A 14109-nucleotide genomic window follows, 5' to 3' on the forward strand; every position below is an offset into this window, starting at 1 on the left:
AGCTCATACCGGTCAAAGTCAAAGAACGTTTTCGTGCCATCAACACGGCGAAGACCCTCAGAGAAGCGGTCGGACTCCAGTCTTGTAGACCACCACATGACCAACCGGTCGCATCTGACAGGCCAGGCGGATCGATTGACGCTCGTCACCGATCGCGACCATCCGGCGTCCGACCTCCTCGATCGCGCTGGGCGGTGGCAGCCCACCGGTACTGCTGACGATCACGGCAAAGCAAGTCCCGCAGCTGCCTATGCCACCACATACGTTGGGCCAGTAGTAGCCATGGCGCACGGCACAGTTCATAAGGGTTTCACCTGGCTCGACACTGAGTTCAATCCCTGACGGTTCGACGGTCACGAGCGTCACGTGGGCCACTGCGGTGTCAGGGCACACAGTCGCCCGTGTCTCGGCACGACGGTCGATAGCTTCGTCGTGCTCGTCGGAAGATGACCGTCCCGCGAGTGCGTCACTGCTGCTGGAAGCGTGGATCTGCCGACCGCAGTCGGTTGCGGCGTGGGTCCGACGCTCGATCACTCGGCTCCCCTTGCCTTTTCGTCAGCGTCCGATATGCGGCGAAAGACCGTGTGCCGCCGGTGTCATCTGCGCCTTCTCGGCGAACGCCTAGTCATGCTCTCCAATCAGGTGAACAGCACGTTCCGGACAATTGGCGACAGCCTTGCGCGCAAGTTCCAGTTGCTCGCCGATGACGTTGTCGGACAATGTAACGCGTGCCACCACTCATCCGCACGTGCTCGCATTTCCGAAAACGTGGGATATGGATCCCAGTGGTCGAAGTCCAGCTCGGGACCGGCGGCGCTGCCAGGCATCGAGTCTCCCTTCGAAGATTCGGATAGCTGGGATGGAACTCGTTCTGTCACACGGCGTCCAGCCCCATCGGAGCATCGGAATCAGTTGTCGGAATAGAACTGGCCCGCCCACCTGCGCAGCGCGCGATATGGCCCGGCCTCTTCGGGGGCGAATGGCGGCGCGGGCACGTATCGCATGTTCTCCCAAATGAAGAAGTCGCGCTCCAGCTGTTCGTGCTGCATTGCGATGACACCACGCATCTCGTCGGTGATTGCACTGCCGTCGTCGGGCGCCTTCATCCAGATGGTGCCCCAAACGTCGGAGTACTCCTCGTCGATCGGTGTGGTCGCCTGGACCTCGACGAACTGAATCTCGTCCTCACGTCGGAAGGTGCCCGTCATGACGCCGACCCCGTAAGTACGGATATCAAGCGTCCACTTGCTGGGCTCGTTGGGTGCGAACTGCATCGTGTGCAGCACATTGAACTGTGGCCCGTCCTCGGAGAAGTTCTCTACCCGTGTTATCCAGTCGGCGTGGTGGACCCAATGAAAGTGCGCGGGGTCGGTGATGTTCTCGACGATCATCTGCGGGTAAACATGCACCCGTTCCCAGCGCCGTGCGCCGTCTGGATACCCGGCGACGTACTCGGCACCGCGCGCGTCGACATCAGGAACACGATCGGCGACGGCATGCGCATCCCACGTTGGTCCGGTGCCGTCAGGGTCATGCCACATGAGCATCAGGCCCGATACTTCGGCCACCGCCCAGCTACGTAACCGGCACTTGCTCACCTTGGTGCTGTAGGGCACCAGGACATTTCGGCCGTCGGAATCGAACTGCCACCCGTGGAACGGGCATGCCAGATTCTCACCGATGATCTTGCCGCCGAGACCGATATGGGCACCCAGATGTGGGCAGTAGGCGTCGAACACCGAAGCAGTGCCGGACTCTGTGCGGGCGATTACCAAGTCCTTACCGAAATACCGCGCCGAGCGGACCTCGCCTGGCGCGAAATCCGCGGACCATCCGATCTGGAACCAGCCGGATGGAAAGGACTGGTGTGGCCAACCTTGGCGAATCACACATATCCCCTTTCGACGTCACACTGTTCACTCGGCGGCTGCTGATGCATGCCGCCTGTCGGCAGAAGGCGATTCGGCGCGGCTCCTCGGTGGACCAAATTCGGTGCTGGTCTCTTCTGAGAAATATCCCGGTTGTCTGGACGAGCGGCCAGGTTTTCGACAGAAATGCGGAGGTGCCGACGGGTCGTACCCGGCGTTTCTGTGTGCGACACAGGTCCCTCCTGCACGGCTTGCAGTGACGGCATCGGTCGCCGAACCAATTAACTAAGTAAGCGCTTGAAATAATATAGCGGTAAATACTCTTATGCAAGGTTGGTGGTTGGCCAGAGTTTGCGAAGACGCACCGACGACGGCATCGGGCAGCGCAAACTCGCCGAGCCGATGATGCGCCCCTCGGTGGTTGTGGGTGCTGGTGGCGTCCGCCGAATACGACGCCCGCTAGGTGCGCCTGCCCAAATCACGACGGGCGTTGAGCCTGGATCTGCGCCAGGCGCTCCACGTCGTCACGCCCTCTTTATTTGCAAGTGCGCGGAGGCTTGTCGGTCCGTATCGCCGTCGCCACAGGATCAACAATCCGCTAGCGGCGAGCACCGTCGTGACGATCTTGCTCATGCGCTGGCCCCATTCGTTGTCGCGCCGCCCTCGAGCTTCTCGTGATCGGCCACGGTCGCATCACGACCGCGAACCCGGATTCCCGCCCGAGCACCGTTGCTTCGAAGGTTGTCGCCGGCCAGTTGTACATCGCTGACGATTCGAGAGTCCCAGAATCGCCGGAACTGGATGAGACCCTTGTCTTCACGTGTATAGGGCGGATTCTCCGGCTCTTCGCGATGCATCATGAGGCCGGCGTCCTGGATCGCTGTCGACCAGTTGCCGAGTCCGGCCACGAAGCCGATCAGTCGCTCCAGTTGGCGGCCGATGATCGGGATTCGGATACGCGGGACCAGGGTGATGTCCATGACGTAATGGGTATCAGCGTCGACCGGTAGCCAGCAGGCAATGATGGTGCCGAGGATTCGCGGCCGCCCGGCGAAGCGGACCAAGTGAACCGAGGCGCCCCAGCACGTGGACATCACATTGTCCGACACCGGCGTCAGCAGGTTGATCATTTCTCGTCGGATGAAACGGCGCCAAATGTTCTCCCAACTCCACCAACCACGTCGCTCGTAGATTGCGTTCTCCATCTCCATCACGGTCGGAGTGGAACCGTGCACGATGGTCGTACCCCAGTTACCAGTGTCATGAGCGATTGCGAAGTGCATGCCATCGCACAAGTTCTCGGCGAACCATTTAGCCGGGAAGGGCAGGAACCACCGGTGGTGGGCAAAGGTGACGTCGTCTGGCGTTGCGTTCAGGTCCTTCAGGAATGCGAGGAAGTCCGGAAAGTCGATATCGGGAGTGCCCGTGCCGTTCCACAGGAAGAGGCCGCCGTGGCGTTCGACGACACGGTAAGTAGGTAGGCATGCGTTCTTTCGGGGAGCGATCGGCCCCGGCTGACTGGCCACAGCACCTGTCGGGTCGAAACGCCAGCCGTGGAAAGGACACCGCACGGCGCCGTCAACCACCTCGCCACCGTAGCCAAGGTGTGCCCCGAGGTGTGGGCAGTGTGCCGCCTGACAGTGGACGGTTCCCTGCTCGTCGCGCCAAAAAATGACGTCTCGCTCGAGGACGCGCAACGGCACGACACGGCGACGCTTCACGTCACACGAGAACGCCACCAGCCACCACGACCTCGGATAGGCAGCGTTGAGCGTCGAGTATTCCGACTCGCGATCAGCCGACCGATCGCGCGGATTCGCCTTCGGTGACGATGTTTTCGGTACGCGCACGGCCTTTGAAGTGGTCATCGGCTCCTCGCTCCCACATATATAGTGATGACTTAGATTATTAATCGCCCGATAGGGTGTCAAGGTCACGCTCGACGTGGCCGGAACTCAAACGTTGATGAGATGGATCAGTCTGCTACCGCATGAGCTCCGTCGCTGCCGAAACGACATCATCGACCGTCGGATATACCGACAAGCTCATGGCAAACGGCACCGGTGCGTACGCGCCGCCCAGGCGGACCACCGGCTTGTGCAGCTCGGAAAACAGCTCCTCGGTGATCGCAGAGGCGATCTCGGCGCCGGGGCCGGCAAACCGGGTCGCGGCATGCATCACGATCGCCCGCTTGGTCTTCGCGACCGAGGACATCAATGTCGGCATATCCAGGGGCACAAGCGACCGCAGGTCGATAACCTCAAGGGAGATCCCGTGTTCGGCCAGCCCGTCGGCCGCTTTTAGAGCCACCGGCACGCTCGATCCGTATGCCATCACCGTCACATCCAGGCCCTCGCGCTTGACGGTCGCCTTGCCCAGTTCGATGCGGTAGTCGCCGGTGAGCACTTCCTCCTTCGGTGAGAAGAGGAGGGTCGAATTCTCGACGAACAGGCACGGGTCCGGATCGAAAATGCATGACAGCAGCAGGCCTTTCGCCTCAGCGGGCGACGACGGCACAACGACCTTCAGTCCCGGTGTGTGCATGAACCACGCCTCGAGTTCCTGGGCGTGCTGCGCGCCGAACCGGCTGCTGCCGACGGTGGTCCGCACTGTGAGCGGTACGGGAGTCGCGCCGCCTGACATGTAACGCAGCTTCGCTGCATGGTTAACAAGCTGGTCCATCGCCACCGTCATGAAGTCGAAGAACATGATTTCGGCGACTGGTCGGTAACCAGCCAGCGCGGCACCGATAGACGCACCGATAATCGCCTGCTCTGCGATTGGCGTCGTCCGCACTCGATGTGCGCCGAATTTGGTCGACAGGCCGCTGGTCACCTTGAAGACGCCGCCCGCCGGATCGGCGATGTCCTCGCCGAGCAGGACGATCTTCTCATCAGCTTCGAGCGCCACCTGCAGCGCAGACTTGATGGCGGCGGCCATCGACATGCGCGCCACACGAACGTCTTCCGGGGCGGTCACGATGCGTTCCTCTCCGGCGCGAATACGTCTTGTAATAGCTGTTCGCGTTGTGGCGGCTCGCTGTCCAACGCGAACTGGAAGGCATCGTCGACCGTCTCCTGGGCGCGACGGTCCAGGTCGTCCAACTCAGCGGCATCGAAGATGCCGGCACTCTGCAACCACCTGCGAAAGCTTGGCGCCGGATCGCGCTTCAGCGCCGAGTCGAGTTCGGCCGCAGGCATATACGAGTAGTCCGTTGCCCCGGTATGGCCGGCGAGTCGATACGTTCGACATTCCACGAACGTCGGGCCCAGCCCGGCACGCGCAACGGTGACCGCGGTCCGCAATGTCCGCCAGGTCGTGATCGGATCGAACCCATCGACGGAAGTGCTCCGCATACCGTATGCGGCCGCACGCGCTGCAAGGTCGGTGTTGGCCGCATAGTCACTGAGGGCGGTGTGCTCGGCCCACTGGTTGTTCTGGCACACGAACACGATGGGCAGCTCCCAGAGCGCAGCCAGATTCATGGCCTCGTGGAACGCTCCGATCGAAGTGGCGCCGTCGCCGAAGGTGACAGCGGTGGCATGACGGCCGCCGTCGAGTTGTGTGGCCAAGCCCAGTCCCACCGCGATCGGCAGCCCCGCCCCTACTATGCCCGTCGTGGCCATGAAACCGACTGACACATCGTGCAAGTGCATTGGACCACCCTTGCCCTGCGATACTCCCGTCGCACGGCCGTACTCCTCGGCGATTATCCGACGCAGCTCGGTGCCCTTTGCGACGGCATCGCCGAGATTGCGGTATGTCGAGACAAGAAAATCGTTGCAATCCAAGGTAATACCGAGGGCTGCGCACACGCCCTCGAGGCCCCGCACCGGATAGAAGGTGGCCTGCAGCGTGCCTGCCCGCGCCTCGGCGCTGATTCGTTCGTCCGCTGTGGTGATGGTGCGCATCGTCAGATACATCTGCAGCAGCTGTTCGCGCGACGGCATATCGGTACTCGGTCCGTCCATGCTCGCTTGGGTGTAGGTTGCCACCGGTTCACTCCTGTCGTTGTCCATCTGTGAAGGCCTAGACGGGCAGCCGCTGAGCCATGAGCTCGCGGTGGTAGTCGGGATCTCCGAGGAGCGCACGCGTGCCGATCGCCCGCCGGAAGTAGAGATGGGCCGGGTGTTCCCACGTGAAGCCGATACCGCCGTGGATCTGAATACAGTCGGTCGCCGCCCTGCAGTAGGCCTCAGAGCAGAACGCCTTCGCCAGACTTGCCACTACAGGGAGTTCGTCAGTGTCGTTCGACGCGGCCCACATACCGAAATACGCCGCAGATCGCGCCGACTCCACCTCGAGTAGTAGGTCGGCACACTTGTGTTTGATGGCCTGGAACGACCCGATCGGGCGTCCGAATTGCTGGCGCGTGTTGGCGTATTCGACAGCCATCTCCAGGGCCTTCGACGCCCCACCGACCTGTTCGGCGGCCAGCGCGACCGCCGCGAAGTCCAAGGCCCGGCCGACGATGTCGCGCCCGGCTCCGTCGTCGCCGACGAGCTGGGCGGGGGTATCACTGAAGACCAGCCGTGCCTGCTTGCGCGTCTGGTCAACGGTCCCCAGGCCGGAGCGGGTAAGACCGTGCGCGCTGCCCTCGACGGCGAATACGCCCACACCGCGCGGCGATCGGGCGACGACGAGCAGCAAGTCGGCGATCAGCCCGTCGGTCACGAACATCTTCTCTCCGGACAACAACCACCGTTCACCGGATTGCGTCGCCGACACCTTGATGCTCTCAAGATCCCAACGTGCGGATGGCTCGGCAACTGCCAGCGTAGCGATCGAGTCACCCGATGCGATTCCGGGGAGATAGCGCTGCATTGCAGCCGAATCCCCCGAACAGAGCAACAGATTCGTCGCCAACGCCACAACGGAGAAGTACGGTCCGCAGTACAGCGCCCGCCCCATCTCTTCGAAGACGATTCCGGTTTCGACGGCGCCGTAGCCCATGCCGCCGAATTCAGGGGGACCGCAAGCGCAGTCAGGCCGAGGTCCTTGGCCAGTGCCTCCCAGGTCGAGCGGTCGACGCCCTCGACGGTTTCCATCGCGGCCCGCACGTCCGATTCCCCCGAGTACTTCTGGAGAAACGCCCGCAAGGTCGTACGAAGCTCGTCGTGCTCGGGTGTGAACACGAGGTCCATATGGACCGCTCCCTTCGTGCAGCCCGCTCAGCGCAGGAAGTATCCGCCGTCCAGACTGACGATCTGGCCCGTCATCCACGACGCCTCAGCGCTGGCGATCCATGCGATAAGCCCCGCGAAATCCTCCGGAGTGCCAATACGCTTGAGCGGAGTTCGCCGCGCGACGGCGCCGATATGGTTCTCCGGCACGAGTGACCGCATCAACGGTGTGTCGATCAGTCCGCCCGACGCAGCGTTGACGGTTATGCCATACCGCGCCAAGTCGACTCCGAGATAAACGACCAGGCTCTCCAGCGCGGCCTTCGACGGTCCGACCGCTCCGTATCCATCGACGTAGCGACGAGAGAACGGTGATGTCAGCGCGATGAGCCGGCCACCTTGACCTGACACCCTCGGCATGTGCTGGCCGAGCCAAAGAAACGGAGCGGTATTCGTCTCCAGCACCTTCCACCACGCATCTTCGGAAACTTCCAGGCTCTGGCACAGATGCGCGTTCACGGCCGAGAAGACAATGTTGTCGACCCTCCCAGCCGCTTTCGCGACCTCGGCCAGCAAGGCGATGACCCCCTCACGGGAGCTGACGTCGGCCTGCATCGTGCGGATCGGTAGCCCCTCACGGCCGGCCGACTCCTGAAACCGAGTCGCCGCAGCTTCGTCACGCAGATATGTCGCGAAGACGGGCCCGCAACGGGCAAGCCGCCGACTGGTCGCCGCGCCAATGCCCTTGATTCCGCCGACAACAAGCGAGATACGCTTGTCATCAACCGAATTCATGTCGTCAGCGCCATTCACGCACCGCACCCACAATTCCGAAGAGTTCCTTTGTCGCGCTAGCGGCCCCACCGCTGGCGCGGCGTTTCAGCACGGCGGTCGGGTCGCGTGTCACGCATACGATCACTCCTCACCTGCGGGCCGACGCACACCGGTAAATGCCGGCGGGACCCAGTATTAACTATGCGCTTAGTATTGTCAATGGACCGAGTGGCCCCTCGAAGGCCGCACGCTGGCCCGACAGCCCCGGCCGAATGCTCGAATTGGGCCACCGACTAGGGCATTTCGCGGCCAGGCAGCGAGCCGCACGCAGTACCGGGTCGGAGCCGCGGGGGCCTTGCTAACGCTGAAACGGATATTTGTGCATAGAATTGAGCCATGGCTTACTCAGAAAAGTCAGCGCGTCCGCGTGGCAGCGAGGGCCGACCACCGCGGCGCAATTCCATCGGTAGGCCACCGGCCGGAGACGCGATGGAGACCCGCGCTCGCATTCTCGACGTAGCTCGACATGAGTTCGGCCGACTCGGCTACAGCGGGACCACGACGAAGTCGATCGCCGAGGGCGCCGAACTCACGATCGGCGCGCTCTACTACTACTTCCCCACCAAACAAGACCTGTTCGCGACGCTGTTCCGTGATGTGTACTCGCGGGTCCTTAAATCGTTCCAACAAGCCGTCGACGGTATCGAGGGTCTACCCAACAAGATTGCGGCGATGATGAACGCCGCGAGCGCCGAACACGCGCACGATCCCTCGATGGCAGCCTTCCTGTCCGTCGCTCAAAGTGATGTACACCGCTATCCCGCGTTGAAAGACGAGGTCCGAGCGGAGTTTCGGGCAATGCAGAGTTTCTTCGAAGAGCTCGTGCGCAGCTCGAACGATGAACTCGCCAGCGACGTGCAGCCGGAATCCGTGGTCGCGCTACTGACCGCGGTGATGGAGGGCTTCTCCCAATACGCGGCCACCAATTCCACACAGAGCCACCGCTCGGCGATCGAGACCTTCAACCGCCTGGTGCGTGGCACGCTGTTCTCGACGACCGCCCGCTAGCTCCAGCGTCGCCGGAGGCGCACCTATCGTGGCGCGACGAGGCCCCACATGTGCTGCTCGGGGGATGGAGTCAAGTCGAGGTACACCGCCTTTTGCTCCAGATATTCCTTGAATCCACTCACGCCGTTCTCACGGCCCAATCCGCTCATCTTGAACCCCCCGAACGGGATCGACGGCGAAATAATGTTGTGATCGTTGATCCACACGGTGCCGCAGCGAAGGCGATCCGAGAGCGTCAGCGCCCGCCGCGTATCGGAGGTCCAGATCGAAGCAGCGAGTCCGTACGGCGTGTCGTTGGCGATACGCACCGCGTCGTCATCACTCTCGGTCTTCATCACCGCCAGCACCGGCCCGAAAATCTCCTCCTGAGAAATCGTCATCGCCGGAGTTGCATCGACGAAGACCGTCGGCTCAAGGTAAGTGCCGCCGGCGAGTTCAGGCGACGAGGGCCGCCCACCCTCCAATGCGGCGACCGCACCCTCCGAAATTCCAATCTGCACATAGCGCTCGATGCGGTCGCGCTGACGCTGCGAGACCACCGGACCCAAATCGGTAGACATGTCGTCGGTTGGACCGACCACCAGTTTGCCGATTCGATCGACGAGCCGCCCGACGAACTCGTCATAGATCTTGTTGTCGACCAGCACCCGCGACGCACAGGTGCACATCTGTCCCGAAAGAAACAGTGTGGACCACACGACGCCGTCGACAGCCACGTCAAGATCCACATCGTCGAGCACGATCGCCGGGCTCTTGCCGCCCAACTCGAGGGTCAGGCGCTTCAAATTGGCCGATGCAGCGTAAGTGGCGATCTGTCTACCGGTCTCGGTGCCCCCGGTGAAGCTGACATGGTCGACATGAGGACTCTTCACCAACGCCGCACCGACGGCGCCGCCACCAGTCACCACATTCAACACACCCGGCGGCATGTCGGCCTCGGCGAACGCCTTCGCCAACTCTGACGCGGTCGATGATGCGAGCTCGGAGGGCTTGAGCACCACTGTGTTTCCGGCCAGCAAGGCCGGCCAGACCTTCCACATCGCGAGAATTAGCGGACCGTTCCACGGGGTGATTGCGCCGACGACCCCAATCGGTTCGTACTTCAGCGTGTATGCGCCGTACGGGCCCACCGGTGCTGGACCGGTTGTCACCGGTATGCCTTCCTGGAATGGAAAGGATGTCGCTAAGTCGGTCATGCCCATCGCGAAGGCCAAGGCACCCGGCACCATGAACGAGGTTGCCTGACGCACGGTCGCGCCGTTGTCCTGATACTCCATCTGCGCGAGTTCTGGAATGCGCGAACCGATGATGTGCAAGACGCGATTGAGTCTTTCCGCCCGTTCTGCCACCGGCATCCTCGCCCATGGCCCACTGTCGAAGGCCTTCCGCGCGGCGGAGATAGCCGCCGCGACATCGGCTTCCGACGCATCGACGAACGTGGCAACAGTCTGGCCGGTTGCGGGGTTGATGCTGTCGAACGTCGCATCACCGGTCCCGCGTGTGAAACGCCCGGCGATATAGAGCTCGTACTGTCGGACATCCATCGAGTTCCTCCGAATCTGTGGTTCTGGGCTCCTACGATTGGAAGCCGTAGGACCGTTTCGCCGTCTCCTCGGATGTGAAGCGCGAGGCGAACTCCCACGCATTGGCTGTCGAGCGATGCGCGCGAAGCATTCTTTTCCACGCCGTCCGACTCGGCGGATCGGTCTCCAGAATCGCGGCGATCACCCGCTGGAGCTCAGCATCGAGTTCGTCCTCTGCGACGCAGCGTGCAACAAGACCGATTCGCTGCGCCTCGGTGCCATCGATTTCACGCGCGGTGTACATCAGATCAGCGGCGCGCTCACGGCCGATCTTCTCCACCAAGCGCAGGGGGATGAAGGGATCCGGGCGTCCGCGTAGCAATTCGGGGCACCGAAACCGAGCGTTGCTGGCGGCGACGGTCAAGTCAGCGCACAGCGAGAGTAGTAGGCCACCGGCATGCACGTGGCCATGCACCCTGGCGATCACCACCTTCGAGTTCTGCTCAATCGACTCGACCAGATCGACACCGCCGGCGAGCATCTTCCATACCTGGCCGAATCCGGCAGCATCCGGCCCCCGCTCGCGCAGGTCGCCTCCCGAGCAGAAGGAGGGCCCCTCGCCCGACAACGTGATAACGCTGACTTCGTCATCGCCCTCGAGCGCGCGCAGGCTGTCGGCGATCGCGGCCACCATCCCCGATGTGAGAGCGTTGTGCTTGTCCGTTCGCTGCAACACAATTCGCCCGATGGGGCCGTCCTTGCATACGGCGACGTCGGCAGATTGACTCATTCGGTTCTCCGTGAATTCGTGCAAGAAGCTTCCGGGGCCGTCTCTGACGGGTGGAACCCGAAGTACTTGTCCATGGTCGTCATGTAATGCCTGATCCGGCTTTCCTGATAGCCGGCGAGCACGAGATTGGGACGAACTGAGCCGAGGAGGCCGCGTTGGACCTCACCGAGGTTCGCCATGTCCTGGTCAAAGATGAGCCCGAGGCGGCCGAAATTCGGCAGCGAGCTGAACGCGTCGTCGAAGTCGAGCACGTCTGGGGACCCAGGCTTGGCGATCGGTTGCCCCTCGGGGCGAGGGGCCATCAAGTACACGTCCATCACCGAACGGTCGGGCCGGTCACCCAGCGGTCGGAAGCGATAGACGATGGGTGACAGCCCGCCCCATGGAACGAAATTCGGGAACACGTAGTACTGGATGGCGTCGATGGCCTCCGAATCGCTGACGTCGATTTCGCGTTGGGCCGTGCGGCTGTAATCTCGGCGCACGATATCGGCGAGCACTTCACGCGCGCGACGACCCTCGGCAATAGCTGGCTGGCCATCCGAATTCAACAGCGACGCCAGGATTTCGTGTTCACCGATCGGCTCGCCCAGATGTGGACTGGAGACGCCCTGGAGTGTGATCATCCGATTGAAGTGGTCCTCACCCGGATAGATGTCGTACTGGGTGTTCACGTCGTCGAGGTTGAACAGCAGCTGCGGATGGGTGGCGATCACGTGATAAGACTCGATGAAGGCATCCAGCGCTACCTTCCAATTGCACTTCAGATGCTTGACGATGTGCCGCGATATCCGCCGGGCGGACATGGGCCACGGCTTCCAATGGTCGATGAAGCCGCCCAGGTATTCAGTTAGCGGCGGAGCATCTTCATCCATCGCGATGAACACCCAGCCTTCCCAAGTACTGACCTTGGCCTCCGGTAGTGCCATACGGCACAGCTCGGCATCGTCGAAATCCCATCGGCTGGGCACACTGATGAGTTCTCCGTCCAAGCTCCAGGTGAACCCGTGGAACTGGCATCGCAGCGCCGACACGCACGTCGATTTGTCCAACAAGCGACGACCTCGGTGAAGGCAGGTGTTGTGAAACGCGCGGATGGCACCGCTCTGAGTGCGAACGACTATCAGCGACATCGAAGCGATCTCGTAGATGACGCTGTCGCCCTGCTCCGGGATCTCTTCTTCGCGGCAGGCAACCTGCCATACCCGCTTCCATACCTTGTCGACTTCGAGGTCGTGCCACTGCCGAGATACATAGCGCTCGACTTCCAACGGTTCTTTTCGCTGCGTCGTGAACGATGTGGTTCGCAGCTGCTCCGGAACCACGCCTCGGTCGAGGTCGAGCATCGCCTCGATTCGGGCATGAGCCCGCGCGGCCTTGCGGGCCCACGATGGATCGGCTCGGTCGGGGTCGCGCGCGGTATCGGCAGGACTGTCAGGACTCATCGGCGTGCCTCCCAACCGACCGCTTTCGCATCCCAAGTCGCCTCGGTGACACCGCGTTCCTTGAGTAGGTACTTCTGGACACGCTCGGTGGGTGTTCGTGGAAGCTCTGTGAGGAACTCGATGTAGCGGGGCACGACGAAGTACGGCAGGTTATCGACGCAGAATTCGGCCAACTCCAGGTGTGTCAGTGTCGAACCGAGACGCCGCACAACACAGAGTTTCACTTCGTCTTCGGAGTCTTCTGCAGGGACACTGTGCACTGCGGCCTGTTCGACGTCGGGATGAGCGAGTACCGCCGCCTCCACCTCCATCGACGAGATGTTCTCCCCCCGACGCCGTAGATAGTCGGCCTTGCGATCGACGAAGAAAAGTTCGCCATCCTCGTCGATGCGGCCGAGGTCACCGGTGTGCAGCCACTGGTTGCGGGTCGCATTCATGGTCGCCTGAGGCAGGTTGTAGTAGCCGTTGAAGATCGCTTCCGGAACCTTTGGGCGGACGACGATCTCCCCGACGGTGTCTCGCGGTTGAATCACGTCGTGCTCGTCGACGATTTCGACCTGGAGGTAGGGCTGGGCCCAACCGGACGAGTTCGGTTTCGTCGACTTGTTCACATTGCCGATCGTTATCGGCATTGCCTCGGTGCTGCCATAGGCCGCGAGCACCGCTTCTAAAGCGAACCTCTTCTTGAACGGCGCAGCAAGATCACCGGGCAACGGCACCGCGGTCCATATTCGCGCCGGGTTGTCTGCATCTGTGTCCGTCGCGGGCTGGTTCCACAGCCATATATGCATCGCGCTGAGCGTGAACAGCTGTGTGGCACCGTAAGCGCGCACGCTAGACCAGTAGTCTCCTACTGAGAATCGCGGCTGAATACCGACCGGTAGCCCGAATATCAGGGACGGAAATACGTTCAAAAGCCAAGCCCCGGAGTGGAATAGCGGCGTGCACATATGAAAGACATCGGTCTCGCGGATATCACGGCCGATTGCCATTGCTATCGCCGCGTTGTACCAATACGCATTGCTCTGGATCACACCCTTGGAACGGCCAGTCGTTCCCGAACTGAACGTAATCGACAAGGTGTCCGAGTAGGACACGATCGATGAGGACACTCGATCCGACGAAGACGCCAATTCGTCCAAGCTGTAAAGGGTGAAATCCGCATCTATCACTTCCGGATTACCGTTGACCACAATGCGTTTGACACTCGGAATCGACGCGACGACGCGCGACAGTTGCTCGCCGTATTTCTCGTCGATAACCAGACACGATGGTGCGCAGTCCTGGAGGATACGCGTGAGAAACTCGCCCCGGTAGGCGGTGTTGATCGGCACGAGGATACTACCCAAGTGCGCCAACGCGAGCGCGGTGAAAATGTACTGCTCGCTGTTGTCCATCATCACCGCGACTCGATCGCTGTGCCCGGTACCGATTTCCGCGAATCCCGCAGCATAGCGACCGACAAGTGCGTTTGCCTGCCCGAAGGTGTATTCGCGGTCCTCGATCATCAGCCACAGG

Annotated in this window: 12 protein-coding genes; 1 reads left to right on the forward strand and 11 read right to left on the reverse strand. The window is 61.9% G+C overall.

Annotation, left to right across the window (positions count from 1 at the left end):
• Positions 1-57: 57 nt before the first annotated feature.
• From G6N43_RS27935 to G6N43_RS27965, 7 genes are all read right to left on the reverse strand, one after another.
• Entirely contained in the window at positions 58-366 is a 309-nt protein-coding gene (locus tag G6N43_RS27935) for a 2Fe-2S iron-sulfur cluster-binding protein (RefSeq protein WP_163658247.1), read from the reverse strand.
• 542 nt (positions 367-908) lie between these two features.
• Entirely contained in the window at positions 909-1889 is a 981-nt protein-coding gene (locus G6N43_RS27940) for a Rieske 2Fe-2S domain-containing protein (protein WP_163658249.1), read from the reverse strand.
• A 608-nt stretch (positions 1890-2497) separates the two neighbouring features.
• Complete coding sequence (locus G6N43_RS27945; protein ID WP_083150459.1) at positions 2498-3736, reverse strand: Rieske 2Fe-2S domain-containing protein; 1239 nt, start codon at positions 3734-3736, stop codon at positions 2498-2500.
• A gap of 115 nt (positions 3737-3851) precedes the next feature.
• Entirely contained in the window at positions 3852-4850 is a 999-nt protein-coding gene (locus G6N43_RS27950; protein ID WP_407664928.1) for an alpha-ketoacid dehydrogenase subunit beta, read from the reverse strand.
• Positions 4844-5863 carry a thiamine pyrophosphate-dependent dehydrogenase E1 component subunit alpha gene (locus G6N43_RS27955; protein ID WP_234810058.1) on the reverse strand — a complete coding sequence of 340 codons (1020 nt, stop codon included), beginning with the start codon at positions 5861-5863 and terminating at the stop codon, positions 4844-4846. Before G6N43_RS27955 ends, G6N43_RS27950 begins: the two co-directional genes overlap by 7 nt.
• A 34-nt stretch (positions 5864-5897) precedes the next feature.
• Complete coding sequence (locus tag G6N43_RS27960) at positions 5898-6821, reverse strand: acyl-CoA dehydrogenase family protein (protein ID WP_234810059.1); 924 nt, start codon at positions 6819-6821, stop codon at positions 5898-5900.
• A 218-nt stretch (positions 6822-7039) separates the two neighbouring features.
• Positions 7040-7786, reverse strand: a complete 747-nt coding sequence (locus G6N43_RS27965) for an SDR family NAD(P)-dependent oxidoreductase (protein WP_083150460.1) — start codon at positions 7784-7786, stop codon at positions 7040-7042.
• Positions 7787-8161: 375 nt separating this feature from the next.
• On the opposite strand from G6N43_RS27965, the gene G6N43_RS27970 reads away from it, so the two are divergent.
• Positions 8162-8833 carry a TetR/AcrR family transcriptional regulator gene (locus G6N43_RS27970; protein ID WP_083150461.1) on the forward strand — a complete coding sequence of 224 codons (672 nt, stop codon included), beginning with the start codon at positions 8162-8164 and terminating at the stop codon, positions 8831-8833.
• Between the two features lie 23 nt (positions 8834-8856).
• Here G6N43_RS27970 and G6N43_RS27975 read toward each other — a convergent pair whose 3' ends face one another.
• Genes G6N43_RS27975 through G6N43_RS27990 form a run of 4 tightly spaced genes read right to left on the reverse strand, consistent with a single transcriptional unit; the run spans position 8857 to position 14099 of the window.
• Positions 8857-10377, reverse strand: coding sequence for an aldehyde dehydrogenase family protein (locus tag G6N43_RS27975; protein WP_163658251.1), 1521 nt, complete (start codon positions 10375-10377; stop codon positions 8857-8859).
• A gap of 31 nt (positions 10378-10408) precedes the next feature.
• The gene (locus G6N43_RS27980; protein ID WP_083150463.1) at positions 10409-11146 is read right to left on the reverse strand and encodes an enoyl-CoA hydratase/isomerase family protein; all 738 of its coding nucleotides are present in this window, start codon (positions 11144-11146) and stop codon (positions 10409-10411) included.
• Positions 11143-12591 (reverse strand): aromatic ring-hydroxylating oxygenase subunit alpha, encoded by a 1449-nt coding sequence (locus G6N43_RS27985; RefSeq protein WP_083150464.1) that lies wholly within the window; start codon positions 12589-12591, stop codon positions 11143-11145. The genes G6N43_RS27980 and G6N43_RS27985 overlap by 4 nt, the downstream gene beginning before the upstream one ends.
• Entirely contained in the window at positions 12588-14099 is a 1512-nt protein-coding gene (locus G6N43_RS27990; protein WP_163658253.1) for an AMP-binding protein, read from the reverse strand. The genes G6N43_RS27985 and G6N43_RS27990 overlap by 4 nt, the downstream gene beginning before the upstream one ends.
• Positions 14100-14109 lie beyond the last annotated feature (10 nt).

Origin of the sequence: Mycolicibacterium moriokaense, from assembly GCF_010726085.1 — a bacterium.
Lineage (GTDB): Bacteria > Actinomycetota > Actinomycetes > Mycobacteriales > Mycobacteriaceae > Mycobacterium > Mycobacterium moriokaense.